The organism is Phenylobacterium sp. CCH9-H3 (assembly GCF_001557235.1).
GTDB lineage: Bacteria > Pseudomonadota > Alphaproteobacteria > Caulobacterales > Caulobacteraceae > Phenylobacterium.
In genome coordinates this window covers 1-26,029 of the sequence record NZ_LSJI01000028.1, presented here as the reverse complement: position 1 = coordinate 26,029, position 26,029 = coordinate 1, and the positions used below count along the sequence as shown (strand labels likewise).

Annotated in this window: 23 protein-coding genes; 11 read left to right on the top strand and 12 right to left on the bottom strand. The window is 69.9% G+C overall.

Annotated features, from left to right (window positions below; genetic code table 11):
• Nucleotides 1–333 precede the first annotated feature (333 nt).
• Nucleotides 334–1,551, bottom strand: coding sequence for a CaiB/BaiF CoA-transferase family protein (locus AX721_RS02415; RefSeq protein WP_068874394.1), 1,218 nt, complete (start codon nucleotides 1,549–1,551; stop codon nucleotides 334–336).
• Between the two features lie 9 nt (nucleotides 1,552–1,560).
• Complete coding sequence (locus AX721_RS02410; protein ID WP_068874393.1) at nucleotides 1,561–2,301, bottom strand: IclR family transcriptional regulator; 741 nt, start codon at nucleotides 2,299–2,301, stop codon at nucleotides 1,561–1,563.
• Between the two features lie 153 nt (nucleotides 2,302–2,454).
• On the opposite strand from AX721_RS02410, the gene AX721_RS02405 reads away from it, so the two are divergent.
• The 3 genes from AX721_RS02405 to AX721_RS02395 are packed head-to-tail and all read left to right on the top strand — an operon-like array spanning nucleotide 2,455 to nucleotide 5,224.
• Nucleotides 2,455–3,621 carry an acyl-CoA dehydrogenase family protein gene (locus AX721_RS02405; protein WP_068874391.1) on the top strand — a complete coding sequence of 389 codons (1,167 nt, stop codon included), beginning with the start codon at nucleotides 2,455–2,457 and terminating at the stop codon, nucleotides 3,619–3,621.
• Complete coding sequence (locus AX721_RS02400) at nucleotides 3,618–4,400, top strand: enoyl-CoA hydratase/isomerase family protein (RefSeq protein ID WP_068874390.1); 783 nt, start codon at nucleotides 3,618–3,620, stop codon at nucleotides 4,398–4,400. Before AX721_RS02405 ends, AX721_RS02400 begins: the two co-directional genes overlap by 4 nt.
• A complete protein-coding gene (locus AX721_RS02395) occupies nucleotides 4,400–5,224 on the top strand; it encodes a hypothetical protein (protein ID WP_068874388.1) in 825 nt (274 codons plus the stop codon). Before AX721_RS02400 ends, AX721_RS02395 begins: the two co-directional genes overlap by 1 nt.
• A gap of 6 nt (nucleotides 5,225–5,230) precedes the next feature.
• On the opposite strand, the gene AX721_RS02390 is transcribed toward AX721_RS02395, so the two are convergent.
• From AX721_RS02390 to pgl, 4 genes are read right to left on the bottom strand one after another with little or no spacing between them, the layout of a single operon-like run.
• Complete coding sequence (locus tag AX721_RS02390; RefSeq protein WP_068874384.1) at nucleotides 5,231–5,488, bottom strand: hypothetical protein; 258 nt, start codon at nucleotides 5,486–5,488, stop codon at nucleotides 5,231–5,233.
• Nucleotides 5,485–6,456 (bottom strand): glucokinase, encoded by a 972-nt coding sequence (gene glk, locus AX721_RS02385; protein WP_068874383.1) that lies wholly within the window; start codon nucleotides 6,454–6,456, stop codon nucleotides 5,485–5,487. The genes AX721_RS02390 and glk overlap by 4 nt, the downstream gene beginning before the upstream one ends.
• Entirely contained in the window at nucleotides 6,456–8,267 is a 1,812-nt protein-coding gene (gene edd / locus AX721_RS02380; RefSeq protein WP_068874382.1) for a phosphogluconate dehydratase, read from the bottom strand. The genes glk and edd overlap by 1 nt, the downstream gene beginning before the upstream one ends.
• A 5-nt stretch (nucleotides 8,268–8,272) precedes the next feature.
• Complete coding sequence (gene pgl, locus AX721_RS02375) at nucleotides 8,273–8,935, bottom strand: 6-phosphogluconolactonase (RefSeq protein ID WP_068874381.1); 663 nt, start codon at nucleotides 8,933–8,935, stop codon at nucleotides 8,273–8,275.
• A 152-nt stretch (nucleotides 8,936–9,087) separates the two neighbouring features.
• On the opposite strand from pgl, the gene AX721_RS02370 reads away from it, so the two are divergent.
• The 3 genes from AX721_RS02370 (at nucleotide 9,088) to AX721_RS02360 (ending at nucleotide 14,303) form a co-directional block, all read left to right on the top strand.
• Nucleotides 9,088–10,137, top strand: a complete 1,050-nt coding sequence (locus AX721_RS02370; RefSeq protein WP_068874380.1) for a glycosyltransferase family 4 protein — start codon at nucleotides 9,088–9,090, stop codon at nucleotides 10,135–10,137.
• Nucleotides 10,138–10,163: 26 nt separating this feature from the next.
• On the top strand, nucleotides 10,164–12,317 hold the full coding sequence (locus AX721_RS02365) for a glycogen debranching N-terminal domain-containing protein (protein WP_068874379.1): 2,154 nt from the start codon (nucleotides 10,164–10,166) through the stop codon (nucleotides 12,315–12,317).
• A gap of 96 nt (nucleotides 12,318–12,413) precedes the next feature.
• The gene (locus AX721_RS02360) at nucleotides 12,414–14,303 is read left to right on the top strand and encodes a glycoside hydrolase family 15 protein (protein ID WP_068874377.1); all 1,890 of its coding nucleotides are present in this window, start codon (nucleotides 12,414–12,416) and stop codon (nucleotides 14,301–14,303) included.
• A gap of 4 nt (nucleotides 14,304–14,307) precedes the next feature.
• On the opposite strand, the gene zwf is transcribed toward AX721_RS02360, so the two are convergent.
• Nucleotides 14,308–15,771 (bottom strand): glucose-6-phosphate dehydrogenase, encoded by a 1,464-nt coding sequence (gene zwf / locus AX721_RS02355; protein ID WP_068874375.1) that lies wholly within the window; start codon nucleotides 15,769–15,771, stop codon nucleotides 14,308–14,310.
• A gap of 131 nt (nucleotides 15,772–15,902) precedes the next feature.
• Between zwf and otsB the strand changes: the two genes are divergently transcribed.
• The 3 genes from otsB to ligD are packed head-to-tail and all read left to right on the top strand — an operon-like array spanning nucleotide 15,903 to nucleotide 20,680.
• The gene (gene otsB, locus AX721_RS02350) at nucleotides 15,903–16,652 is read left to right on the top strand and encodes a trehalose-phosphatase (RefSeq protein WP_068874374.1); all 750 of its coding nucleotides are present in this window, start codon (nucleotides 15,903–15,905) and stop codon (nucleotides 16,650–16,652) included.
• Nucleotides 16,649–18,052, top strand: a complete 1,404-nt coding sequence (locus AX721_RS02345; RefSeq protein WP_068874372.1) for a trehalose-6-phosphate synthase — start codon at nucleotides 16,649–16,651, stop codon at nucleotides 18,050–18,052. Before otsB ends, AX721_RS02345 begins: the two co-directional genes overlap by 4 nt.
• Nucleotides 18,053–20,680 carry a DNA ligase D gene (gene ligD / locus AX721_RS02340; protein WP_068874371.1) on the top strand — a complete coding sequence of 876 codons (2,628 nt, stop codon included), beginning with the start codon at nucleotides 18,053–18,055 and terminating at the stop codon, nucleotides 20,678–20,680.
• Nucleotides 20,681–20,684: 4 nt separating this feature from the next.
• Here the strand turns inward: ligD and AX721_RS02335 are convergent, their stop codons facing one another.
• The 3 genes from AX721_RS02335 to AX721_RS02325 all read right to left on the bottom strand — a co-directional run bounded on the left by AX721_RS02335 (nucleotide 20,685) and on the right by AX721_RS02325 (nucleotide 21,856).
• On the bottom strand, nucleotides 20,685–21,026 hold the full coding sequence (locus AX721_RS02335; protein ID WP_068874370.1) for a hypothetical protein: 342 nt from the start codon (nucleotides 21,024–21,026) through the stop codon (nucleotides 20,685–20,687).
• Between the two features lie 65 nt (nucleotides 21,027–21,091).
• Entirely contained in the window at nucleotides 21,092–21,385 is a 294-nt protein-coding gene (locus AX721_RS02330; RefSeq protein WP_068874369.1) for a DUF1330 domain-containing protein, read from the bottom strand.
• 42 nt (nucleotides 21,386–21,427) lie between these two features.
• The gene (locus AX721_RS02325) at nucleotides 21,428–21,856 is read right to left on the bottom strand and encodes a nuclear transport factor 2 family protein (RefSeq protein ID WP_068874368.1); all 429 of its coding nucleotides are present in this window, start codon (nucleotides 21,854–21,856) and stop codon (nucleotides 21,428–21,430) included.
• A gap of 86 nt (nucleotides 21,857–21,942) precedes the next feature.
• Here AX721_RS02325 and AX721_RS02320 point away from each other — a divergent pair, with 86 nt between their 5' ends.
• Nucleotides 21,943–22,848: a LysR family transcriptional regulator gene (locus AX721_RS02320; RefSeq protein WP_068874365.1), complete on the top strand. Its 906-nt coding sequence runs from the start codon at nucleotides 21,943–21,945 to the stop codon at nucleotides 22,846–22,848.
• A gap of 66 nt (nucleotides 22,849–22,914) precedes the next feature.
• Nucleotides 22,915–24,405 (top strand): carboxylesterase/lipase family protein, encoded by a 1,491-nt coding sequence (locus AX721_RS02315; RefSeq protein ID WP_068874363.1) that lies wholly within the window; start codon nucleotides 22,915–22,917, stop codon nucleotides 24,403–24,405.
• On the opposite strand, the gene AX721_RS02310 is transcribed toward AX721_RS02315, so the two are convergent.
• Nucleotides 24,406–25,263, bottom strand: a complete 858-nt coding sequence (locus tag AX721_RS02310) for a Ku protein (RefSeq protein ID WP_068874361.1) — start codon at nucleotides 25,261–25,263, stop codon at nucleotides 24,406–24,408.
• Nucleotides 25,264–25,318: 55 nt separating this feature from the next.
• Nucleotides 25,319–26,029: carboxylesterase family protein (locus AX721_RS02305; protein WP_156466968.1), on the bottom strand; the 711-nt coding region annotated here is incomplete at its 5' end.

Here is a 26,029-nt window from a genome sequence, read left to right as displayed (position 1 = left end):
GGCCTGACCGCGCCGCGCCCCGGCGCGTCAGCGCCCAAAAGAACTCACCGCAGAAAACGCAGAAGGGCGCAGAAGCGTCCGCGCCTGCTGCGCCTTCCGCGTCATTCTGCGTTTTCTGCGGTCCCAATGACAGCGCCTGCGGCGCGCGGGGCCACCCCATTTCAACACCAAGACCACCAAGGACACGAAGACCACAAAGAGGTCGTTCGGCCTCCGCGCCTTCGTGCCCTTCGTGATCTTCGTGATCTTCGTGTCGAACCGACTGCGAGCGCCGTCCGTGCTGGTCCGTGGTTCAAACAAGACGGCGCCTGCGGCCCGCAGGGCCTCCGCCGCTCAGGCCTCCTCGCCCGCGCTCACCTCGGCCAGGACCTCGTCCGTGTGCTCGCCGAGCTTGGGCGGGTGGCGGCGGATGTTGGAGGGGGTCTTGGCGAACTTCACCGGCGGCTTCATCAGCCGATAGCCCCCCAGATCCGGATGCTCGTACCCCTCGAAGAAGCCCACCGCCTTCAGGTGCGGATCGTCCGGCAGCTCGTCCAGGGTGTTGGTCTTCACCACCGGGATCGACAGGGGCTTCAGGATATCCAGCCACTCCTGGGTCGTCTTGGTGGCCGCCGCCTTCTCGATGAGGCCGTAGAGTTCCTGGATGTGCTTGGCCCGGGTGCCATAGTCGGCGAACCGCGGGTCGGACTGGATCAGGTCGCCATAGCCGGCCGCCTGGAAGAACAGGTCCCACTGCTTGTCGGTATAGGGCAGCAGGCCGATGTAGCCGTCCTTGGTCTTGTAGGGCTTGCGGTTCGGGTTGATCACCCGCTGATAGCCCCAATGGCCCGTCGGCGGCTGGAAGGTATGGTCGTAGAGGTGCTCCACCAGGAGGAAGCTGGTGACGCACTCGAACATCGGCACCTCGACGAACTGGCCCTCGCCCGTGCGTTCCCGGTGCAGCAGGGCGGCCGTAACCGCCTGGGAGAGGAACAGGCCCGAGACCTTGTCCGCCACCAGGGTCGGCAGGATGCGGGGCGTCGGCTGTCCGTCCGTGCGGCCCAGGATGTCGGCGCAGCCCGAGGCCGACTGGATCAGGTCGTCGTAGGCCGGCTCACCGGCATAGGGCCCGTCCGAGCCGTAGCCGGCGGCATGGACGAAGACGATGTCCGGCCGGATCGCGGACACCTCTTCGTAGGAGAGGCCCAGCCGCTTCATGCCCTCGTAGCGGACCGACGAGGCCAGCACGTCGCACGACTTGATCAGCCGGCGCATGGCGCGCTTTCCGGCCTCGGACTTCATGTCCACCAGGACGGAGCGCTTGTTGCGGTTGATGGTCAGGAAGATCGGCCCCATGCCCCGCGGCGCGCCCTCGGGCAGGTGGCCCGCCCAGCGCATGATGTCGCCGCCGTCGCCGCGGCCCGAGCCGGGATCCTCCACCTTGATGACGTCGGCGCCCTGGTCGGCCAGGATCTGGGTGCCGTAGGCGCCGTTGACCACGCTGGTCAGGTCCAGGATGCGGATTCCGGCCAGCGGCCCGGTCGGCTTGGAGCCCATGGTCTTGGCAGTCATGCGTTCCCTCTACGTGTGTTCCAGCCGGTCGATCATGGCCTGGAGCTCGGCCACGATCGCCTGTTGTTTCTCTTCCAGCCGCCCGACCCGCCCGGCGACGCCCACGGCGGCCACGCGGCCGAACGGGCCCTTGGGCAGGGCCGCGCCGATGATGCCCAGCCCCGGCGAGATGCTGTTCTTCGAGAACGCGTAGCCCCGGCCGCGCACCTCGTTCACCCGGGCCATCAGCTCCTCGCGCGACTGCATGGCGCCGTCGCCGGACGCGTTGATCCGCCGGCGCAGCCGCTCGATCTCGGCGTCCTTCTTGGCAGACAGCAGGACCAGGCCCATGCCGGAGCGCGCCAGGGGCCGCAGCGTGCCCGGCGGGGCCCGGAATTGCAGCGGCTCGGCCGAATGTATGACGTGGACATACTGGGCGTGCAGGTCGCTCTGGACCGCCAGCACCACCGTCTCGCCGACCTTGCGATGGAGGTCTTCCAGCGAGGCCAGCAGCGGGCCCTCGCCGAACAGGGCCGCCGGCACCCAGCTGCCGAGCACCGCGATCCGCATGGTCGGGAAATAGGTGCGCCGCTCGCGGTCGTAGTCGAGGTAGCCGAGGGCCACGAGCGATTTCATAAGGGCCGAACCGCTGGAGGTGGGATAGCCCAGCTCGTCCAGGATCTCCTTCAGGGCCAGCGGACGGCGCTGGCGCGCGAAGACCTCCAGGATCTCCAGCGCCCGCTGCGCAGACTTCACCGCCCCTTCGGCCACGAACCCTCCCAGAACGGACTGAATGCAAGTATGAGACCACATATTCCACATATGTGGAAATGACATCCACATATGGGCGATTTCAGTCAGAGCTAGTATCCCTTCATTCGGGCCTGTTCAATGGCCGCAAAACAAGACTGGAGGGGAGGCGCCATGCATTTCGAGCTCTCGGAAGAGCATCGGATGCTCAAGGACCTGGTGCAGAAGTTCGTCCGCGACGAGCTCATGCCCCTGGAGACCGCCGTCATGGCCCGCGAGGCCGAGGGCAAGGGCCTCTACCTGCCCCCCGAAGATCAGGCGCGGCTCGACGCCAAGGCCCATGAGCTGGGCCTGTTCGGCCTGGACGCGCCCGAGGACGTGGGCGGGTCGGACCTGCCGATGCTGGCCATGGTCGGGGTCGAGGAGGAGATCGGGCGCTGCGTGACGCCCTACACCCTGCCGCCGGACAGCCCGAACCTGCGGATGCTGATGGCCACCGTCAACGAGCGCCAGCGCGAGGCCTACCTCGCCCCCTACGTCGCCGGTAAGACCGTGTCCGCCATCGGTATTTCCGAGCCGGGCGCAGGCTCCGACCCCGCCGCCATGACCACCTCGGCCGTCCGCGACGGCGACGACTGGGTCATAAATGGCCGGAAGATATGGATCACGCGGGCGCAGGACGCCGACTTCACCATCCTGATGGCCGTCACCGACAAGGCGAAGGGCGCCCGGGGCGGGATGAGCGCCTTCCTGGTGGACAAGGGTGCGCCGGGCTTCAATGTCCTGCGGCGCATCCCCATGGTCGGGGGGCAGTACACCTACGAGATCGCCCTGGAGGACTGCCGGGTCGAGGGCTGGAAGCTGCTGGGCCAGGAGGGCGCGGGCTTCGCGCCCATGCAGGTGCGCCTGGGGACCCGCCGGATCCAGATGGCGGCCTGGTCGATCGGCATGGCCCAGCGGGCGCTGGACATGGTCATCGAGTATGCGCCCCAGCGGAAGACCTTCGGCATGCCGCTCTCCGAGCGTCAGGCGATCCAGTTCTGGGTGGCCGAGGCGGCGACCAAGATCCACGCCGCGCGGCTGATGACCTACGACTGCGCCTGGAAGCTGGACAGCGGGCGTGACGTTCGCTCCGAGATCAGCATGATCAAGTGGTACGCCACCGAAATGGCCTATGAGACCGTCGACCGGGCCATGCAGGCCTTCGGCGCCATGGGTATGACCAAGGAACTACCGCTGCAGCTCATGCAGGCGAAGCTGCGCACCATGCGAATCTATGACGGCCCTACCGAGGTGCATAAGTGGGTGGTGGCCAGGAACCTGTTGGGGACGAGACGATGAAGACGGCTTTCGGCGACCACGTGAAGGTCGCGCTCGATGGGCATGTGGCGGTGGTCACCCTGGACCGGCCACCGCACAATTTCGTCTCGGTGGAGTTCATGGCCGATCTGGCCGACGCCATGGAGGCGGCCGACGCGTCGAACGACGTGCGGGCGATCGTGCTGCAGAGCGAGGGCAGGACCTTCTCGGGCGGCGCCGACTTCGCCTCGCCGACGGACAAGGTCGCCAGCGGCATGGAGGGGGTGAACGCCCTCTACCACCAGGCCGTGCGGCTGTTCTCGGTCCAGAAGCCGATCGTGGCGGCGGTCCAGGGCTCGGCCGTCGGCGCGGGGCTGGGCCTGGCGCTGGTGGCGGACTTCCGGATCGCGGCGCCCGAGGCTCGATTCGCCGCCAACTTCGTCAAGCTGTCGTTCCATCCCGGCTTCGGCCTGACCCACACCCTGCCCCGGCTGGTCGGTCAGCAGCGCGCGGCGCTGATGTTCCTCACCGGCCGGCGGATCAAGGCCGAGGAAGGCCTCGCCTGGGGCCTGGTGGACGAGGTCGTACCGATGGCCGAGCTGCGCGAGGCCGCCCTGCGGCTCGCCCGCGAGATCGCCGAGAACGCGCCGCTGGCGGTGCTGGCCACTCGGAAGACCCTCCGGGCCGGCCTCGCCGCCGCCGTGAAGGCTCAGACCGGCCTCGAGCACGAGGAGCAGGCGCTGCTCCGCGCGACGGAGGACTTCGGGGAGGGCGTCCGTTCGGTCGCCGAGCGGCGGCCCGGGAACTTCGTGGGCCGGTGATGATGCGCGCCGCCCTGGCCGCCCTGGCGCTCGGCCTCGCGGCGGCTCCGCCCGCCGGGGCCCAGGCGCTGGTCGATCCTGGCGGCCGTCCCACGGTGCAGCTGCGCACGCGGCCCGAGGCGGCGGGGGACTTCTATCGCTATCGCAGCGAGACGCGGTTCGTGCAGAAGGACGACCAGGGCGGGCAGACCCAGAGCAACGCCCTGACCTTCGACCTGGAGGTGCTGGGCGAGGCGGCCGATGGCCAGCGCCTGCGCTACACCCTGCGCGAGGGGCGGCTGGAGGACAGCGGCAGCGCCTCGATGAGCGCGGCCATGGACGCGGCGGTGGGCGGCAGCCTGGACTTCCGTATCCGCCACGGCCGCATCGTCGCCGTGGAAAACTGGCCGGAATACAAGACGCGGCTGCTGGCCCGCGTGGACGCCGCCCTGCCCGCGTCCGACCCGGTGCGGGCCCTGATCCATGAGCGCATGGCGAACCCGCCGTTGCAGGCGGCGCAGGAGATGGTGCTGGGCGACGTGATCATCCTTGCCCTGATGGAGCCGCAGGGCGCGCTGCCGCTCGGCGTGACCGCCCTGGCCGACCCGACGGCGTCGAAGGCCACGCTGGAGGTCCGCGTCGCCCGGCCGGGCTGCGTCGTCGGCCTGGAGCGCCAGACCAACCGCGAGGCCGCAGGGGTGGTCCGCGCCACGGTCAGCAAGGCCGAGCTGGCGATCGGCGACGGGCGGGTCCTGACCCTGGAGGAGCGGCGGGTCACCCGCGCGTCGGGCGGCTCCCAGGAGGAGACCGTGACGATCCGGCGACTGGACGCGCCGACCTGCTGACCGAGGTCAGCCCTGGGCGAACCGCTCGCCCGCGGCCCGCTCGCACTCCGCGGCCAATTCCTTGAACAGCAGCGAGAGGATGACCAGCGCCCGGCCCTCGACGTCCGGCGCCTCGGCGCCCGGGTGCCAGTCGACGGCCATGTCGAAGGCCAGCTCCGGGATCAGGGCATTGCGAGCCAGCACGCTGACGACGGCGGCGCCCGGGTCGCCGGGGTGGGCCCGGGCCGCCACGATCCAGCGAAGCTGTTCCGGCGCCGCGGTCACAGCCGCTCCAACTGCTCGAGCTCCCGCGCCGCCCCGACGATGGCGGGATAGGGGTGGAGGACCAGATAGGTCGGGATCGCGGCCACGTAGTCCGACAGGCGGCCCTTGTCCTCGAACCGCGTGCGGAACGCCCCGGAGGCGAGGCGTTCGGCGATGCGCGGCGCAATGCCGCCCGAGATGAACACGCCGCCGCGGGCGCCGAAGGTCAGGGCGAGGTCGCCGGCCACCTCGCCGAGGATGCCGCCGAAGCGGTCCAGCGCCTCCCCGGCCAGCGGGTCGCCCACCAGGCCCTCCTTGGTCACGGCCACCTCGTCCGGCAGGACCGCGGCCTCGCCGCGCAGATCGGCGAGGGCCACATAGAGGTCGTAGAGGCCCTGGCCGGACAGCAGCCGTTCGATCGAGACCCGCTCGTACTTGGCCATCAGGCGCTTTAGCACCTCGACCTCGACCTCGTCCGACGGGGCGAAGCCGGCATGCCCGCCTTCGGTGGCGATGGCGACGTCGCCGCGCTGGCTGCGCACCAGGGCTGCGACGCCGAAGCCGGTGCCGGCGCCCAACGCGACGATCGGACAGTCGTGGGGGCCCTTGGGCAGGGCCGGTCCGAGCGGGCGTAGGTCCTGGCCCTCCAGCAGGGGGCAGGCCAGGGCCTGGGCCGCGAAGTCGTTGATCAGCTCGACGGCCTCGAACCCGAAGTGCGCCAGGAGGTCGCCCTCCGAGACCCGCCAGTCGAGGTTGGTGAACTCGATCTCGCCGTCCAGCACCGGGCCGGCCACCGCGATCACCGCCCGCGGCGGCAGCTTCCGCCCGACCGTCGTCTCGATGTACTCGGCCACGATCGCGTCGAGGCTCGGATAGTCCTTGCACGGAAAGCTACGGGGATTGCGGATGTGGCCCTGCCCGTCCACCAGGGCGAAACGGGCGTTGGTGCCGCCCACGTCGCCCACCAGCCCGACCCAATGACCCTTCATCAGGCGGCCTCGAAGAGCGCGCAGGCGCCCGTGTCCGCCGGCCCGGCGGCGCGGCGCATCCAGCCGAACAGCTCGCGGCCGTAGCCGTGGCCTGACGGGGGACAGACGGCACGCTCGCGCCGCATGAGCTCGGCCGGGTCGATCTTGATCTCAAGGGTTCCAGCCTCGGCGTCGAGGCGAATGACGTCGCCGTTCCGGACATAGGCGAGGGGACCGCCGACGGCCGCTTCCGGCGTGACGTGGATGGCCGCCGGGACCTTGCCGCTGGCGCCCGACATGCGGCCATCGGTGACTAAGGCCACCTGGAAGCCGCGGTCGAGCTGGACGCCCAGCGGCGGGGTGAGGGAGTGCAACTCGGGCATGCCGTTGGCCTGGGGACCCTGGAAGCGGACCACGGCGATGAAGTCCCGGTTCAGCTCCCCGCGCTTGTGGGCGGCTAGGAGGTCGTCCTGGTCGTCGAACACCAGGGCCGGCGCCTCGACGATGCGGTGCTGCGGCTTCACGGCCGAGGTCTTGATCACGCCGCGCCCCAGGCCGCCGGTCAGGACCCGCAGGCCGCCCTCCGCCTCGAACGGGTCGTCGGCGGGCCGCAGGATGTCGCGGTTCAGGCTGGCCGCCGGGCCTTCGCGCCAGATCAGCTTGCCGTCTTCGAGGAACGGCTCCTGCTGGTAGCGGCGCAGGCCGGCCCCGGCGACCGTCCGCACGTCGTCATGCGCCAGGCCATGGTCCAGCAGGGTGCGCGTGACGAAGGCCATGCCACCGGCCGCGTGGAAGGCGTTCACGTCCTCGGACCCGTTGGGATAGACCCGGGCCAGCAGCGGCGTGACCCGCGACAGGTCGTGGAAGTCCTCCCACTCGATGTGGATGCCGGCGGCGCGGCCCATGGCCAGGATGTGCAGGGTGTGGTTGGTCGAGCCGCCGGTGGCGAGCAGGCCGGCGATGGCGTTCACGAGACTCTTGGCGTCGATCACCGCCGAGAAGGGCGTGTAGTCGTTGCCCCCGTCGCGGATCTCCACCGCCCGCCTCGGGGCGGCGGCGGTCAGGGCGTCGCGCAGGGGCGTGTTCGGGCTGATGAACGCCGCGCCGGGCAGGTGCAGGCCGGTCATCTCCATCATCATCTGGTTGGAGTTGGCGGTGCCGTAGAAGGTGCAGGTGCCCGGGCCGTGGTAGCTCTTCATCTCGCTGTCCAGCAGCTCCTCGCGGGTCGCCTTGCCCTCGGCGTAGAGGCCGCGGACCCGGGCCTTCTCCGAGTTGGAGATCCCGGAGGTCATCGGCCCGCCAGGCACGAAGATGGTGGGCAGGTGGCCGAAGGCGGCGGCGCCGATGAACAGGCCCGGCACGATCTTGTCGCAGATCCCCAGCATCAGGGCCGCGTCGAAGGCGTCATGGGTCAGGGCGACGGCGGTCGACATCGCGATCACGTCGCGGCTGAACAGCGACAGCTCCATGCCTGGCCGGCCCTGGGTGACGCCGTCGCACATGGCGGGAACGCCGCCCGCGAACTGGGCCGTCGCCTTCACCTCGTGGGCGGCCCTGCGGATGATGTCGGGGAATCGCTCGTACGGCTGGTGGGCCGAGAGCATGTCGTTGTAGGCCGAGACGATGGCCACGTTCGGCGCGGCGGGATCGCGCATGCGCAGCTTGTCGCCGTCGGGCGAGGCGGCGAAGGCATGGGCCCAGTTCGCGCACGACAGCTTGCCGCGGCCGGGCCCGGCGTGGCGGGCCGCCTCCATCCGTTCCAGGTAGTCGGCGCGGCTGGCGCGGCTGCGTTCCACGATGCGTCGAGTGACCTCGGCGGTGACAGGATGCATGGGTTTCAACCTCCGTCCGGGGTCCAGAAGATGCGGATGGGCGCCTTGGATTGCGAGACCAGGCGGCCGACCGGCAGGTCTTCACCCGCCAGAGCCCGCCCGATCACCCCGCGCTTAGCCTCACCTGCGATCAAGAGGAAGATGGCGCGTGCGTTGGCCAGGGCGGATAGGGTCAGGGTCACGCGGGCGACCGGCGGCTTCCCCAGTCCTTCCGGCACGCGCCGGAGCAGGTCCGGCGTCGTCAGGCCATCCTCCAATCCCGGGTCGCCCGGGATCAGGGAGGCGATGTGGCCATCCTCGCCCATGCCCAGCATGACGGCGTCGAAGGGCTGCAGGGCGGCCAGGGCGGCGGCCTCGGGCTCGGGCCACAAAGGAAGCAGGTGCGCCTTGGCCGCCGCCCCCTTCAAGAGGCGCTCGCGGACAAGCCTGGCGTTCGAAACAGGATCGTCGGGCGCCACGCATCGCTCGTCCGACAGGGTGACCACCACGCGGGTCCAGTCCAGCGGGGCTGCTGCTCCAAGGCGGTCGTACACCGGACCGGGAGACCGGCCGCCCGTGGCCACCAGGCCCGCACGGCCATGGGTGCGCAACGCCGCCGAAAGCTGGGCGCGCACGGCGTGGGCGGCGGCGTCCGCCACGGCGGGTCCGGTCGGGTAGGTCTCGATCATCCCTGCCTCCATAACGCGTCGCGCGCGTCTGCGGCGCCCGTCGCGCGCAGCATTTCATTCGCGCAATGGAACCTCACGGGGTCGGCCCGCGTCCTAGCACCGGATGTCAGGCGCCGGCTGCGGGACGCGGGCGGCGCGAAGGAACCCTTGTCATGCGTATCGCCCAGGTCGCTCCCCTCTACGAAGCCGTGCCGCCCAAGCTGTACGGTGGCACCGAGCGCGTCGTCGCGCACCTTACCGACGCCCTGACCAGCCTTGGCCACGACGTCACGCTTTTCAGCAGCGCCGACGCCCAGACCCTCGGCGAGCTGGCGCCCGTGCGCGACCAGGCGATCCGCCTGGACCCCGCGCCCCTCAAGTCGGACCTGGCCGCCCACCTCACCCAGCTGTACGAGGTGCGCCGCCGCGCCGCCGAGTTCGACGTGATCCACTTCCACACCGACATGATCCAGTTCCCGATGTTCGAGGATCTGGCCGAGCGGACCATCACCACCCTGCATGGACGCCTCGACCTGAAGGATCTGGCCGAGGTCTATCGCCGCTGGCCGCAGTTCCCGCTGGTGTCGATCAGCGACGATCAACGGCGGCCCCTACCCTTCGGCAACTGGGCCGCGACCGTGCATCATGGCATGTCGACGGAAATCTACCGCTTCAGCCCGCGCAGCGAGGGCTATCTCGCCTTCCTGGGCCGTATCTCGCCGGAGAAGCGCCCGGATCGGGCGATCGCCATCGCCACCGCCGCGAACCGGCCCCTGAGGATGGCGGCCAAGGTCGACAATGCCGACCGCGTCTATTTCGACACGACCATCGAACCCCTGCTGCACAACCCGCTGGTCCACTTCGTGGGCGAGATCGGCGATGGCGAGAAGTCGGCGTTCCTCGGCGGCGCGGACGCCCTCCTGTTCCCCATCGACTGGCCCGAGCCCTTCGGCCTCGTGATGATCGAGGCGATGGCGTGCGGCACGCCGGTGATCGCCTGGAACAACGGGTCGGTCCCCGAGGTGGTCGAGCATGGCGTGACCGGCTTCATCGTCCGGTCCGAAGCCGAGGCGCGCGACGCGGTCCTCCGGCTTCCGGAGCTTGACCGGCGCGCAATTCGGGCGCGCTTTGAAGAACGATTCTCCGCAGTGGCCATGGCACGCCGCTACCTGGAGATCTACCAGCGCCTCCCCCAGGCTGCGCCTCTCACGGAGGCGGCCTGAACGCCGGTTAGCGGCAGGAGCAAACGATGGACGACATGGCGCCGGCCCCGGAAGCGCCGGTCGAATGGGGCGAGATCGAGGAACCGCGCGTTCCGCAGCGCCTCTATGCGCTCAAGGATCGCGACACCTTCATCGTCGCCGACAGCCATGGGGATATCGCGGGTGCGGCCGACGGCCTGTTCCACCACGACACCCGCATCCTGTCCCGGTGGGAGGTCACCCTCGGCGACCGTTCGCCCACCCTGCTGTCGGGGGCGGTCAGCCACGACAACGTCTACTTCACCTCGCACGGCCTGAACCGCGCGATCCCGGCTCCCGCCGGCCCGGCGGGCCCGCCGGGCGTGGTGCATATCGAGCGCAAGCGCTTCCTGTGGCACGAGCGGCTCTACGAGCGGATCCGGCTGACCAACTACAGCCCCGACCCGATGAGCCTGCCGCTGGTTCTGCGCTTCGGCGCGGACTTCCGCGACATGTTCGAAGTGCGCGGGGCGCGGCGGCGGGCCCGGGGACGGTTGTCCCCGCCTGAGATCGGCGACCGGTGCGTGCGTTTCCGCTACGAGGGCCTGGACCGGGTGGCGCGGGCCAGCGTGGTGTCGCTCTCCGACACGCCCGATTCCCTGACGGCGGACGAAGCGCGGTTCGACGTCACCCTCGAGACCGACGAATGCCGCGACATCTATGTGGAAGTGGGCGCCGGCGAGGCCGACCTGCCGTCGCGCCACCGCTTCCGCGCCGCGGCCGCCCGCGCGCGGTTCGCCATGCGCGAGCGCCGTCGCCAGGGGGCGCGGATCGCCACGAACGGGCGCCTGTTCAACGCCTGGATCGACAAGTCTCGGGCCGACCTCGCCCTGCTGGCCACCCCGATGAAGACGGGCCCCTACCCGTATGCGGGGATCCCGTGGTTCTCCACCTGCTTCGGGCGCGACGGCATCATCACCGCCTGGCAGATCCTCTGGTTCGAGCCGCGGCTGGCCAAGGGCGTCCTGTCGTACCTGGCCGAGTGGCAGGCGACGGAGACCTCGGCGTTCCGGGATTCCGAGCCCGGCAAGATCATGCACGAGACCCGGCGCGGCGAAATGTCGGCCCTCGGCGAGGTCCCGTTCGGCCGCTACTACGGCGGGGTCGACACGACGCCCCTGTTCGTGGCGCTGGCCGGCGCCTACGCCGAACGCACCGGCGACTACGCCCAGCTGGATCGCTGGTGGCCGGCGCTGGAGCGCGCGGCCGGCTGGATCACCATGATGGCCGACAAGCATCCCCTGGGGCTCATCTCGTATGCCCGGGCGATGGATGGCGGACTGACCAACCAGGGCTGGAAGGACTCCGGCGATTCCATCTTCCACGCCGATGGGCGTTTCCCCCAAGGGCCGGTCGCGCTCGTCGAGGTGCAGGGCTACGCCTACGCCGCCTACCGCACGATGGCCGCGCTCACGGCCCGGCGCGGGGATTCCGAAGCCGCCGAGCGCTGGGGCGGGCGGGCCGCCGCCCTGCGCAAGGTGGTCGAAGACCGGTTCTGGATGCCGGAGCACGGCTTCTACGGCATCGCCCTGGACGGCCGGAACGAGCTCTGCCGAGTGGTGTCTTCCAACCCGGGGCACCTGCTGTTCACCGGCCTGCCGCGCGCGGACCGGGCGGAGAAGGTGGCGCAGCAGCTGTTCTCCAGCGACCTCTTCTCGGGCTGGGGCTTGCGCACCCTGGCCATCGAGCAGCAGCGCTTCAACCCGATGTCCTATCACAACGGCTCGGTCTGGCCGCACGACACGGCCCTGGCCGCCCTGGGCCTTTCCTACTACGGCGAGCGCGCGGGCGTGGTGAAGCTGACCGGGGCGATGTTCGAAGCGGCCACCCAGCTGGACATGCGCCTGCCGGAGCTGTTCTGCGGTTTTCCGCGTGCGGCAGGCGAGCCGCCGGTGGCCTATCCGGTGGCCTGCCTGCCGCAGGCATGGGCGGCGGGATCGGTGTTCATGCTGCTGCAGGCCTGCCTGGGCCTGTCGATCAGCGGCGAAGGCGCCGAGGTGGAGATCCGCGATCCGCACCTGCCCGTCGGCATCGACCGCCTGGCCGTGACCGACCTCCAGGTGGCGGACGGGAGCATAGACCTGACATTCGAGCGCCAGGGCGGGCGCATCGCCGTGCATTCGAACAGCCGCGGACCCCGGCTGCGGGTGCGCTATAGCTGAGCCGGGAGCAAAAGCGGCGCGAGCTGCGTTTCAGTGTCGACCAGCAGACGGAGGGGCCTGCTTGCGGATCGTGCGTATCGTCAGGAGGAATGGGTCTTGAGCCAGAACCTGGACCTGTTTCCTATCGGCAACTGCACGGCCAGCGCCCTGATCGACCGGGCCGGACGCTATGTCTGGGCCTGCGTTCCGCGCGTGGACGGCGACCCGTTCTTCTCGGCCCTGCTGGGCGGCAAGGATCCGGGCGCGCCGGACGCCTGCGGCCTGTGGTCGGTGGAGGTCGAGGGCGCCGTCGAGACCGTGCAGGGCTATCTGCGCAACACGGCGATCCTGCGCACCGAAATCCGCAACGCCGACGGGGCGGCGGTGGAGATCATCGACTTCTCCCCCCGCTATCGGCACCTCGGCCGCCAGTACCGGCCGCTGGCTTTCGTGCGCATCGTCCGCCCGCTGCGCGGCGCCCCCCGCATCCGTATCCGCCTGCGGCCGATGATGAACTACGGCGAGCGGCCTTGCTACACGACCGCCGGGTCCAACCACATCCGCTACGTGGGCGAGGAGGTGACGCTCAGGCTCACCACCGACGCCCCGGTGAGCCACATCATCGCCGAGCGGGCCTTCCGCCTGGAGGAGCCGATCGGCCTCTTCCTCGGTCCCGACGAGGGGCTGGACGCCGAGGTCTCCACCACGGCCGCGCGGATGCTGCGCGAGACGACCGACTACTGGCGCGGCTGGGTGCGGACGCTCACGGTGCCGCTGGAATGGCAGGAGGCGGTGATCCGCGCGGCCATCACCCTGAAGCTGTGCGCCTACGAGGAGACCGGCGCGATCGTCGCGGCCCTCACCACCTCGCTACCGGAGCACAATGCGGCGGCGGGGGCGGGCCGCAACTGGGACTACCGGTACTGCTGGCTGCGCGACGCCTACTACGTGGTCCAGGCGCTGAATCGGCTGGGCGCGGCCGACATGCTCGAGAACTACCTGGTCTATCTGCGCAACCTGGTGGACCAGGCCAGCCGCGGCGAGATGAACCCCAGCGGGGCGCCGGCGGCGCAGCCCGAGCTGCCGGGGATGGCCTATGCGGGGACCCCGAACGGCAAGGCCGGCCATGTTCAGCCGGTCTACGGTGTCGGCCTGGAGCCGGTGCTCACCGAGTGGATCGCCTCGCATCTGCCGGGCTATCGCGGGATCGGTCCCGTAAGGGTAGGAAACCAGGCGCACGAGCACCTGCAGCACGACGTCTATGGCCAGATCGTGCTGTCGTCGGTGCAGGCCTTCTTCGACGAGCGGCTGCTGCGGCCGGCCAGCGTCGACGATTTCCGCGCCCTTGAGCCCATCGGCGAACGGGCCTTCGAACTGCACGACAAGCCCGACGCCAGCCTGTGGGAATTCCGCGGTCGCGAGGCCGTGCACACCTATTCGTCGGTGATGTGCTGGGCGGCCTGCGACCGGCTGGGCAATGCGGCTGCGAAGCTGGGCCTGACGGATCGGGCCGACTACTGGAACGGCCGCGCCGCTGAGGTCCGCGCAACCATCGAGCGGCGCGCCTGGAACGAGACCGAGGGCCGCTTCGCCGCGACCTTCGAGGGCGACGGCCTGGACGCCAGCCTGCTGCAGATGGTGGACGTGCGGTTCCTGCCCGCGGACGACCCGCGCATGCAGGCGACCATGGCCGCGGTCGAACACGGGCTGCGCCGCGGCCCCTACATGCTGCGCTACGCGATCCCCGACGACTTCGGCCTGCCGGAGACGGCGTTCAACTTCTGCACCTTCTGGCTGATCGAGGCCCTGCACCTGTCGGGCCGCACCGACGAGGCCCGCCAGCTCTTCGAGGAGATGCTGGGGCGACGGACGGCCGCGGGCCTCCTGTCCGAGGACATCACGCTGGACGGCCAGGAGCTCTGGGGCAACTACCCCCAGACCTATTCGCTTGTCGGCCTGATCAACTGCGCGAACCTGCTGTCGAAGAGCTGGCAGTCGATCAGGTAGCGGCTCAGTCCGACCAGTCCCGGCCGAAGCGCTCGATCAGGGCGAAGGCGCCCGAGGGGCCCCAGCTGCCGGCGGCGTAGGGCTTCGGCGACTGGCCGGCCTCGGCCCAGGCGTCGGCCACGCCGTCGACCCAGCGCCAGGCCTCCTCCACCTCGTCGCGGCGGACGAACAGGGTGGCGTCGCCCTGGATCACGTCCAGCAGCAGGCGCTCGTAGGCGATCCGCCGCCGCCCGCCCGCGCCCTCGTAGGTGCGCAACAACGACAGGGACAGGGGCAGGGACTGGAGCCGCATGCCGCCCTTGCTGAGGCCCGGGGCCTTGTTCATCAGGCTGAGCTTGATGTCCTCGTCGGGCTGCAGGTCGATCACCAGCCGGTTGGGGGCCAGGTCCTGGGTCGAGGCGCTGCCGAAGATGGAGTGCGGCACCGGCTTGAACTGGATGGCGATCTGGGTCCGCTTCTCGGGCATCCGCTTGCCGGTGCGCAGGAAGAACGGCACCCCCGCCCAGCGCCAGTTGTCGATGTCGGCGCGCAGGGCCACGAAGGTCTCGGTGCCGGTCTTCTGGCCCCGCTCCGTCTCGTAGCCGTCCACCGACTTCCCGCCCACGACGCCGGGCGTGTACTGGCCACGCACCGACTTTTCCTGGACGTCCTGACGGGTGAACCGGCGCAAGGATCGCAGGACCTTCACCTTCTCGTTCCGGACCGAGTCCGGCTCCATGTCGGCCGGCGGCTCCATGGCCACCAGGCAGAGCAGCTGCAGCATGTGGTTTTGCAGCATGTCGCGCAGAGCGCCATATTCGTCGTAATAGGGCCAGCGCGTCCCGACGCCCTCGGTCTCGGCCACGGTGATCTGCACGTGGTCGATGGTAAGGTTGTTCCAGAGCGGCTCGAACAGGGTGTTGGCGAAGCGCAAGGCCAGCAGGTTCTGGACCGTCTCCTTGCCCAGGTAATGGTCGATGCGGAAGATCTGGTTCTCGTCGAACACCACCCCGAGGGAGGTATTGATGTGGCGCGACGTTTCGAGATCGCGGCCGATCGGCTTTTCCAGCACGATGCGGGTGTCGTCGGTGGCGATCCCGGCGGCGGCCAGGGCGACGCAGACCTTCTCGTAGAGGCTGGGCGAGATGGCCAGGTAGAAGAACGGCCGCTTCGCGCCTTCCAGCGCCGGCTTCAGCTTGGCCGCGCCCTCGGCGGTGGTGGCGTCGGCGCCGACGTAGTCCAGCCGCTCGGCGAACCGTTTCCAGACCGTCTCGTCGAGGCCCTCGGGGCGCTCAGACAGGGTGGCGTGGGTTTGCTCAAGGAACGCCTCGCGGCTGAGTTCGGCGCGGGCGGTTGCGACGATCCGGAAGCCGTTCGGAAGGAAGCCGTCGGCGTCGAGGAAGTACAGCGACGCCAGCAGCATCCTTCGCGCGAGGTCGCCGGTTGCTCCGAAGAGCACGATCGCGTCAGCCTGCGGCGTTGCGGGCATGGGGCCTCCTTGTCGAGCGCCGGAGACCACCGCGCGTCACGGTCCGGGTCAAGGGCCCGCAGCCTCGCCTGTTCACATTTGTGCAGGATCGAAACCGTTCTGGTTGCGTTTGCATTCGAGGGTGGAGCGTGATGTCGACCGAAACACTTACCGTGAACCTGCCTGCGCCGAAGCCGCTTCGCCTGTCGGAGTGCGCGCTTTTCCTGGACCTCGACGGCACCTTGGCGCCGATCGCGGAGCGGCCACAGGATGTGCGGCCGGATCCGCGCCGCACGCGCCTGATCGAGCGCCTTCAGGAGGGGCTGGGCGGACGCTTGGCGGTCGTGAGCGGCCGAACGCTCGAAGATATCGACCGGATCCTCGAGGGAAGCATAGCCACCGCATCGGGCGTGCACGGCCTCGTCCGGCGCGACGGCGACGGACGCCTGCACACGCCCGAGCCCCACCCCGGCCTGGAGGGCGCCGTCGCGACCCTGCGCAAATTCGCGGCGCGCGACGCCGGCTTGCTGGTCGAGGAAAAGGGGCCGAGCGTCGCCCTGCACTTCCGCCTGGCGCCGGACCTCGCGCCGGCGGCCCGCTCCCTGGCCCGCACCATCGCCGCCGACACCGGGTTGGCCCTGCAGGAAGGCGACATGGTCGAGGAGCTGCGTACGCCCGGACCGTCGAAGGGCGATTCGATCCGGGATTTCATGAGCACGCCGGTCTTCCGCGGCGCCCAGCCGGTGTTCGCCGGGGACGATGCGACCGACGAGCATGGCTTCGCGGAGGTGGAGCGGCTCGGCGGCTTCGGCGTGCTTGTGGGCCCTCCGCGCAGCACGCACGCGCGTTTCGGGCTGGGCGACGTCGAGGCCGTCCTGGCCTGGTTGGAGGCTTCGCAATGAGCCGGCTCATCGTCGTGTCGAACCGGGTGAACCTCCCGTCCGGCGACGGCGAGGAGAGCGTCGGCGGCCTGGCCATGGCGCTCGCCGCAGCGCTCAAGGAGTACTCGGGGATCTGGTTCGGCTGGTCCGGCAAGACCATCGAGACCTTCACCGGCCAGCTCAATGTCGAGAAGGTCGGCGGCGTGACGGCCGCGACGCTGGATCTCGAGGAGATCGATCTCGACGAGTACTACAACGGCTACGCCAACAAGACCCTCTGGCCGCTATTCCACTATCGCACCGACCTCGCCGCGTTCGACCGGGCGTTCGACAAGGGCTACACGCGGGTCAATGGCCGCTTCGCCGAGACGCTGGCGCCGCTGATCGAGCCGGACGACATCATCTGGGTCCACGACTACCACCTGATCCCCCTGGCCAAGGAGCTGCGGGCCCGGGGGGTCAAGAACCGGATCGGCTTCTTCCTGCACATCCCGTGGCCGGCCCATCAGGTGATGATCAACCTGCCCCGCCACCGCCAGCTGGTGGAGGCGATGTTCGACTACGACCTCGTCGGCTTCCAGACGGCCGAGCACCAGCAGGCGTTCGAAGAATATGTGCTGTCCGAGGCCGACGGCTCGATCCTGCGGCCGGGCTGCGTGAAGGGGTTCGGCCGCGCCCTGGAGGTCGGCGCGTTCCCGATCGGCATCGACGCCGAAGACTTCGCCCGGATGAAGAAGGGCGCGCGCGCCCGGCGCATGCGCGACCTGATGACCGCCTGCACGGTCTTCCGTCACCTGATCGCGGGCGTCGACCGCCTGGACTATTCGAAGGGACTGGAGGAGCGCTTCCTGGGGTTCGAACAGTTCCTTCAGCGCAATCCGGACCTGCGCCGCGAAGTGCTGATGCTGCAGATCGCCCCGGTAAGCCGCGGTGCGGTCGAGGCCTACCAGGAGATCCGCGGCCGCCTCGACGCGCTGTCGGGCCGCATCAACGGCGAGTTCGCCGACGTGGACTGGGCGCCGCTGCGCTGGGTGAACCGCAACTACCGCCGCGATGAGTTGGCCGGCATCTATGGCGCCGCCCGGGTGGGGCTGGTCACCCCGCTGCGCGACGGGATGAACCTGGTGGCGAAGGAGTATGTCGCGGCGCAGGATCCGGAGGACCCCGGCGTGCTGATCCTGTCGCGGTTCGCGGGCGCGGCGCGCCAGATGCCGGATGCGCTGCTGGTCAACCCCAACAGCCCGGAGGAAGTGGCCGACGCCCTGAAGCGCGCTCTGGCCATGGAGCGGCCGGAGCGGATCCGGCGGTGGACGACCCTCTTCGAGTCCGTGCAGCGGGAGGATGTCGCCGCCTGGCGGGACGCTTTCGTCGAAGCGCTGATCGGCAAGCCGGCCAAGGCGCGACCTGCGCTGGTGGTCTGAATGGCCGACAAGCTCGCCCGCTATCGCGCGATGCGGGACTTCTCGCAGACCGCCGAGCCCGACAGCGCCGAGAAGACCAAGCCATCGAACCGGCTCCGCTTCGTCGTCCAGAAGCACGCCGCCACGCGATTGCACTACGACTTCCGGCTGGAACTGGACGGCGTGTTCCTCTCCTGGGCGGTGACCCGCGGCCCATCCCTGGATCCCGCCGACCGTCGCCTGGCGGTCCAGACCGAGGACCACCCGCTGGACTATGGGGATTTCGAGGGAACCATCCCCAAGGGCCAGTACGGCGGCGGCACGGTGATGCTGTGGGACCGCGGCTACTGGGAACCCGAGGGCGATCCCAAGGCGATGCTCAGGGGCGGCGACCTGAAGTTCACCCTCGACGGCGAGCGGCTGAAGGGCTCCTGGGTTCTGGTGCGCATGAAGCGGCGCCCAGGCGAGAAGCGCGACAACTGGCTGCTGATCAAGCACCACGACGGCTGGTCGGTGGAGGCGGACGGCGGCGCGCTGGTCGAGGAGGAGACCACCTCCATCGCCTCGGGCCGCGCCATGGAGGACATCGCCGCCGGCAAGGGCAAGGCGCCCAGCCGGTTCATGACGGGCAAGGGCCGAACGACGGCCAAGGCCGTTTGGCGATCCAATCGCACGGACGCTGCGGAAAAGCCCTCCGCCCCGCTCAAGTCGGCGCCGCCGCCGAAGCTCAGGGCCGCCGCGCTGCCGGGCTTCGTGCCGCCGCAACTGGCCAAGTCCGTCGATCGCCCGCCGCCGGGGTCGGGATGGGGCCACGAGATCAAGTTCGACGGCTACCGCCTGCAGCTGCGGGTGGAGAAGGGCAAGGCGACCCTGAAGACCCGCAAGGGCCTCGACTGGACCCAGAAGTTCCGCGCCATCGCCCGGGACGCCGCCGCCCTTCCGGACGGCCTCTACGACGGCGAGGCCTGCGCGCTGGACGCCCACGGCTCGCCCGACTTCCCGGCCCTGCAGGCCGCCCTGTCCGACGGGAAGACCGACGATCTGGTCTTCTTCGTCTTCGACGCCCTGTTCCTGGCCGGCGAGGACCTCCGCGACCTGCCGCTGAGCGAGCGCAAGGCGCGGTTGGGAGCCGTGGTGAAGGCCGCCGGCAAGGCGCTGGAGCGGCGGATCCGCTACGTCGACCACTTCGAGACGGCGGGCGACGCCGTCCTGCAGTCGGCCTGCCGGATGTCGCTGGAAGGCATCGTCTCCAAGCGCCTCGACGCTCCCTACCGCTCGGACCGCGGCGAGGTCTGGCTCAAGTCCAAATGCCGGGCCGGCCATGAGGTGGTGATCGGCGGCTGGACGGGTGAACGCGGCCAGCTGCGCTCGCTGCTGGTGGGCGTGAACCGCGGCGACAAGCTGGTCTACGTCGGCCGCGTCGGCACGGGCTTCGGCCGCGACAAGGTGGCCCGCGTGCTGCCGCGGCTTGAGAAGGTCGAGGCGGACAAGAGCCCGTTCTCCGGGCCCGGCGCGCCGCGCAAGGAGGCCAATGTCCACTGGACCCGGCCGGAACTGGTGGCGGAAATCGAGTTCGCCGGCTTCACCGCGTCGGGCATGGTGCGCCAGGGCGCGTTCAAGGGCTTGCGGGAAGACAAGCCGGCGCGCGAGGTGGAGGCCGAGACGCCGGAGCCCGTGGACAAGGCCGAACTGGCCAAGCTGAAGCCCGCCGCCAAGAGCGCCGGCCCGGTGAAGGCAGGCAAGACGAGCCCACCGGTGGTGATGGGCGTGACCCTCTCCAGCCCGGACAAGGCCCTGTGGCCGGACGACGGCGACGGCCAGCCCATCACCAAGCTGGAGCTGGCCCAGTACCTGGAGACGGTCGGCCCCTGGATGATGCAGCACCTGAAGGGCCGCCCCTGTTCGATCATCCGCACGCCCGACGGGATCGGCGGCGAGCGGTTCTTCCAGCGTCACCTGGGCAAGGGCGCATCGGCGCTGCTGACCGAGGTGAAGGTCTTCGGCGACCACCAGCCCTATCTGCAGGTGGATCGGATCGAGGCGCTGGCCGCCCTGGCGCAGATTTCCGCGGTCGAGTTCCACCCGTGGAACTGCCAGCCCGACCAGCCCGAGGTTCCTGGGCGGCTGGTCTTCGACCTCGATCCCGACGAGGGCATCCCCTTCGAGCGGGTGATCGAGGCGGCCCGGGAGGTGAAGGCGCGGCTGGACGCCCTTGGCCTCGTGTCCTTCTGCAAGACCACTGGCGGCAAGGGCCTGCACGTGGTCACGCCGCTGAAGGACGGGAAGGGCAAGACCGACTGGAAGACGGCGAAGGCGTTCGCCCAGGACGTCTGCCTGGCCATCGCCGCCGACGCCCCCGACCGCTATGTCGTCAACATGGCCAAAGCCAAGCGTGTGGGCCGTATCTTCCTCGATTATCTGCGCAACGATCGCATGTCGACGGCGGTGGCGCCGCTGTCGCCCCGGGCGCGGCCCCTGGCCCCGGTGAGTTTCCCGCTGAACTGGACCCAGGTGAAGAAAGGGCTGGACCCCAAGGCCTGGACTGTCCGCACGGCCCCGGCCGCCCTGAAGAAGACCAAGGCCTGGTCCGACTATTGCGACGCCGAACGGCCGCTCGTCGATGCGATCCGGAAGCTGAAGAAGAGCTGAGCGCCTATCGGCTCGCGACGCGCGAACGCTTCTTTCCCAGGGGATCCGAGACGCAAGCCCGGCGGACGCGCTCGTTCAACGCCTCGCGCTCGCCGTCCTTCATCTTGCTCATGGCCAAGGCCGCCGCGCTGCCGGCGAAGGGGACCACGAGGTTGCCGGCTATGGCGATCACCGTCCGCCCTTCCTTGTTGTCGTCGTAGGCAGAGGCCGCCCGGCGGGCCTGGCGGCAGTCGCGGGTGGCGTACTCGGGGTCGCGCTTGTTGAGCGACTTGACGGTCTGGCTGGGCGTTGTGGCGCAGCCGGCGGCGATCAGGCCCATGGCCGCGAGGCTCAGGAAGCGTCGCAAGGTTCGTCTCTCCGCAGCGTCCCGGCAGAGCGAACCCGGCCGGGCGGCCAAGGTTCCCGCCGCCCTCAGCCGCCGTAGGCGTCGACGATGTAGACACGGCTGGTGGAGGTGGCCTCGCGGATCGGCAGGATCGCCAGATACTCGGGCGAATTGCGCCAGGCGCGCGCCGCCTCTCGGCTGTCGAACCGCAGCACCACCAGCTTGTCCGGGGGTGGCGGGCCGTCCACCCGCTCGGGGGCGCCGCCGCGGATCACATACTGGCCACCGTACTTCGCCAGGATCGCCGGCACCTGGTCGGCATAGGTCTGGAACCGTGCGGGTTCGGTGACGACGATCTCGTTGACGACATAGGCGGCCATGCGCGCGAAGCTAGCGGCGCCGGCGACCGGGCCGCAAGCGCCTCACGCCGAGGCCGCGGCCTTGGCCCAGGGCGGCGGCCCCAGGACGCGGTCGACGAGCAGGGAGTCGGCGTACTCCTTCACCGACTTCAGCTTGCCGTTTTCCAGCCGGCACACCAGGCAGTACTCGTTGTTGTAGAGCTTCCCGCCCTTGGTGGTCACGCAGCCGCGGTGTTCGACGACCACCGTGTCTCCCTCGGCGATCAGATTGACCAGTTGGGCCGTGTACTGGTCTGCGAACTGGGCGAAGAGTGGGCCGTACAGCTCACGCCTCACCGCCGCCTTCCCGGCGATGGTCCGCGACCACGGCGTCTGGCCGGTGATGGTGAAGGTGAAATCGTCGTCCAGCAAGTCGAGGTAGGGGCGGCTGTCTCCCCGGCCCAGGGCCTCGAAGGCGGTCTGCATCAGTCTCTTGTTTTCAGCGGCGCTCACGGCGGTCTCCTTGGCTATCCGCCGCCAGAATGGGCAGCCGCGCGATATGCTTCCAATCGATAGTTGGAAGATGATACATTCGTATTGTGAATTTATTGGCTCTCGACCTCAACCTGCTGGTCGCGTTGGACGCCCTGTTGCGCGAGGTCAGCGTGAGCCGCGCCGCCGACCGGATCGGCCTGTCGCAACCGGCGACCAGCCATGCCTTGCGGCGCCTGCGGGAGGTGATGGGCGATCCTCTGCTGGTCCGGGCGGGGGCGCGGATGGAACTGACGCCGAAGGCCGAGGCCCTGCGCGAGCCGCTGGCGGCGGCGCTGGCGCAGGTCCAGAGCCTGTTCGCCGAAGAGGGGTTCGACCCGGCCACGAGCCGCCGGCAGTTCATCGCCATGATCCCCGATGTCTGCACCAGCATCCTGTTGCCGGGCCTGGTGCATCGGCTCGAGGCCGAGGCGCCCCATGTGCGGCTGAAGTTGGCGCCCTTTCGCGCGCCCGGGATGATGACGCCCGAGTTCACGCGCGCGCTGGACTTCATCGTGGGTTACCAGGCCCACGACTTTCCGGGCTTCCATCGCCAGCGCCTCTATGTGGATTCCGACGCCCTGGCGGTCCGCAACGGCCGCGCCGGCGCCCGGCGTCTGTCGACCCTGGAAGGGTTCCTGGCGGCGCGCCACGTGGCGGTGGTCTCCCGCGGCGAGACGATCGACCCGATCGACGCCTGGCTCGGCGGCCTGGGGCTTAGCCGTGACGTGGTGCTGACGACACCCACCTACCTCCAGGCGCTGGAGGCGGCCGCCCGGACCGATCTTGTGGCGTTCGTCCCGTCGCGCCTGATCGCCGCCGTGGGCCGTGACATGGGCCTGCGCCGGGTGGAGCCGCCGCTCGACACCGGTCACGACGAGCAGGATCTGCTGCATCCCGCGCGGCTGAACGCCGACCCGGCCTCGATCTGGATCCGCAGCCTGGTGCTGGAGATCGGCCGCGGCCAGGCCTAGGCCGACACATTCGCGCAACAGCTGGGCGCTAATCAGACCGGAAATTCGAAAAATCCGGGGGAAGCCATGATCGTCCGTCTGCTCGCCGCCAGCGCCCTGGCGCTCGGCTTGGCCGCCGCGCCGCTCGCGGCCCAGGCCCAGGCGCCGGCCGACGCCTTCGCCTCGGACACGACCCAGGTCGTGAGAATCAAGCAGGGGGCGCTGAAGGGAACGGTGAAGGACGGGGTCGCCTACACCCTGGGCATTCCCTACGCCGCGCCGCCGGTGGGCGACCTGCGCTGGAAGCCGCCGGCTGCCGCGCCCGCCTGGGCCGGCGAACGGGACGCCAGCCGGGCCGGGCCCCGCTGCCAGGACGTCGAGGACTGCCTGACCCTGAACGTGGTGCGGCCGGCGGACGCCAAACCCGGCCGGAAGTTGCCGGTCATGGTCTGGATCCATGGCGGCGCCTTCGTCATCGGGACCAGCATGGGCGCTTTCGGCGGCGACACCGAGGGGACGAACTTCGCCAAGGACGGGATCGTCCACGTCAGCCTGAACTACCGGCTGGGCCGCGCCGGCTGGTTCGCCCATCCGGCCCTGACCCGGGAAGGCCCGACCGGCAACTACGGCCTGATGGACCAGATCGCGGCGCTGAAGTGGGTCCAGGCCAACATCGCCCGGTTCGGCGGCGACCCGAAGAACGTCACCATCTACGGCGAGAGCGCCGGCGGCATCTCCGTGCTGTACCTGATGCAGGCGCCCGACGCGAAAGGGCTGTTCGCCAAGGCCATCGGCCAGTCCAGCTTCGCCCGGCATCAGCCGATGCCGCTGAAGACCGCCGAGGCGGCCGGACTGAAGGCCGCCCAGATGGCGGGTGTCCAGGGCGAGGACGCCGCGGCGGCGGCGGCCCTGCGCAAGCTGCCCCTCAGCGCCATGCCCTATACCGGCGGCTTCATCGGCCGCGCGGGCCCGATCCTCGACGGCCGATACATCACCACGGGCATCGCCCAGGGCTTCGCCGCGCGCCGGCAGGCGAAGATCCCGCTGATGCTGGGCGGCAATTCAAACGAGGCCAGCCTGGTCCGCCCGCAGCCGACCCAGCTCGACGCTATCCCAGAGCCCCAGAAGACGGCGATCCTGAAGGCGTTCGATCCTGACAACACCGGCGACAAGGCGCGGATCGTCAACGACGTGGTGACCGTGCAGCTGATCACCGAGCCCGACCGCAACCTCGCCCGCCTGCACGCCAAGGCGGGTGAGCCGACGTGGCTCTACTACTTCAGTCACGTGGCGGCGGCCGGGAAGGACAAGAAGCCGTATGGCGCCGGCCATACCGACGAGATCCGCTACGTCTTCGGCGCTCCGACCGCTCCGACGAAGTTCGACGCCACAGACCAGGCGCTGTCCGACGCCGTTCACGGTTACTGGGCGGCCTTCGCCAAGACAGGCGATCCCGGGCCGGGCTGGCCGAGGTTCGACGCCAAGGAAACGCAGGTCGAGTTCGGCGACGGCGGGGTCCAGGTCCGCGAGCGGCTCCTGAAGGACTGGCGCGACGTGATCGAGGCGGGCGTGAAGTAGCTACGCCCGCTTCTTGGCCGGCGCCTTGCGGGCGGCCGACTTCTTCGCGGGGGTCGCCGCCTTCCGGGCCGGCGTCTTGCGCCGCTCGCCGCCGCCCAGGCTGCGCTTGAGGGCTTCCATCAGGTCGATGACCTCGGCCTCCTTGGGCTCCTCCACCTTCTTGATGCCGTGGCCCTTCTGCTTTTCCTTGATCAGGGCCCGGAGCGCGTCCTCGTAGCGGTCGTTGAACTTCGAGGGATCGAACGGGCCCGACTGCTGGTCGATGATCTTGGCCGCGATGTCGACCATGGCCGGCGGCGCCTTGTGGGTGGGAATGCGGTCGAACACGTCGGCGGCGTCCTTCACCTCGCGGTTCGAGCGCAGGGAGTAGGCCAGGATCCCCTTGCCCCGCGGCTCCAGCGCCATCAGGCGCTCGCGCTGGTGCATGACCAGGCGGCCGAGGGCGATCTTGCCCGCCTTTTCCATGGCCTGGCGGATCACCGTGAAGGCCTCCACGGCCATGTCGCCGTCGGGGGTCAGGAAATAGGGGTCGTTCCAGTAGAGGCGGTCGATCTCGTCCTCGTCCACGAACCGCTCGATGTCGAGGGTGCGGGTGGTCTCAAGCCGGACGTTCTTGATCTCCTCGTCGGTGACCACGACGTAGTGGCCCTTCTCCACCTCGTAGCCCTTGACGATGTCCGACCGGTCGACCGGCCCCGTCTCGGGATCGGTGGGGATCATGCGGATCCGGTTGTTGGTCTGCTTGTGCAGCATGTTGAAGCTGACGTCGCTGGTCCGCTGGGTGGCGGTGTAGAGCGCGACGGGGCAGCTCACGAGGCTGAGGCGCAGGTAGCCCTGCCAGGTCGGACGGGTGGCCATGGGGGTGTCTCCGAGTCGGCGGAGTCAACGCGCCTACGGCCGAGTCAGTTCGCGGCTATTTCGGCAGGGCCAGGGTGGGGAGGGCGGCCGCCTGCTGAAAGTCGAGCTGCGGCTTGCGGAAATGGGTGCGGACGCCGCTTTCAGCGCCGAACTCCATGAGCCGGTCGGTCTTCGGATTGTAGGCCGGCCAGGCCTGCGCGCCGCAGGTCGGCGCGGAGGACTTTGCGAAGCTCACCCAGCAGGCGTGCATCAGGCTCGCCATCGCCTTGTCGTCCTCGCTCACCAGGCTCATGGGCGTGCGGCGGCCCCAGTATTCGAAGACGTACTGGATCTCGGCGGCGTGCGCGGCGGTCTTCACCGCCGGCCGGAAGCGCGAGCCAACATAGGAGAAGTGGTAGAGCCAGGCCGGCTTGCCGCCGGAGGCTTCAGCGGCCACCCAGCGGGCTGGGCCGCCCATGAACCGGTCGGTGAAGACGGCGCGGGCCAGGGTCTCGTCGCTCTGGGCCGCCTCGTCCTTGTAGACCTCACGGGCGGCGGCCGGGATCGTGGCGAGCTGGGCGGCGGTGGGCGGGCCGGGCCCCATTAGCGAATCCTCGCCCGAGTTCGACCCGATGATGAGGGGTACGTCGTCGAAGCCGCCCCGCGCCAGGGCTTGTGACGGCGTCTGGGTCAGGAGCTCGCCGTCGACGAAGGGGCCGTAGCTCCCGCCGATGGCGACCAGCTTGTCCACGGGGACGGCGCGCAGCTCGTCCGCCGTTGCGGCGGG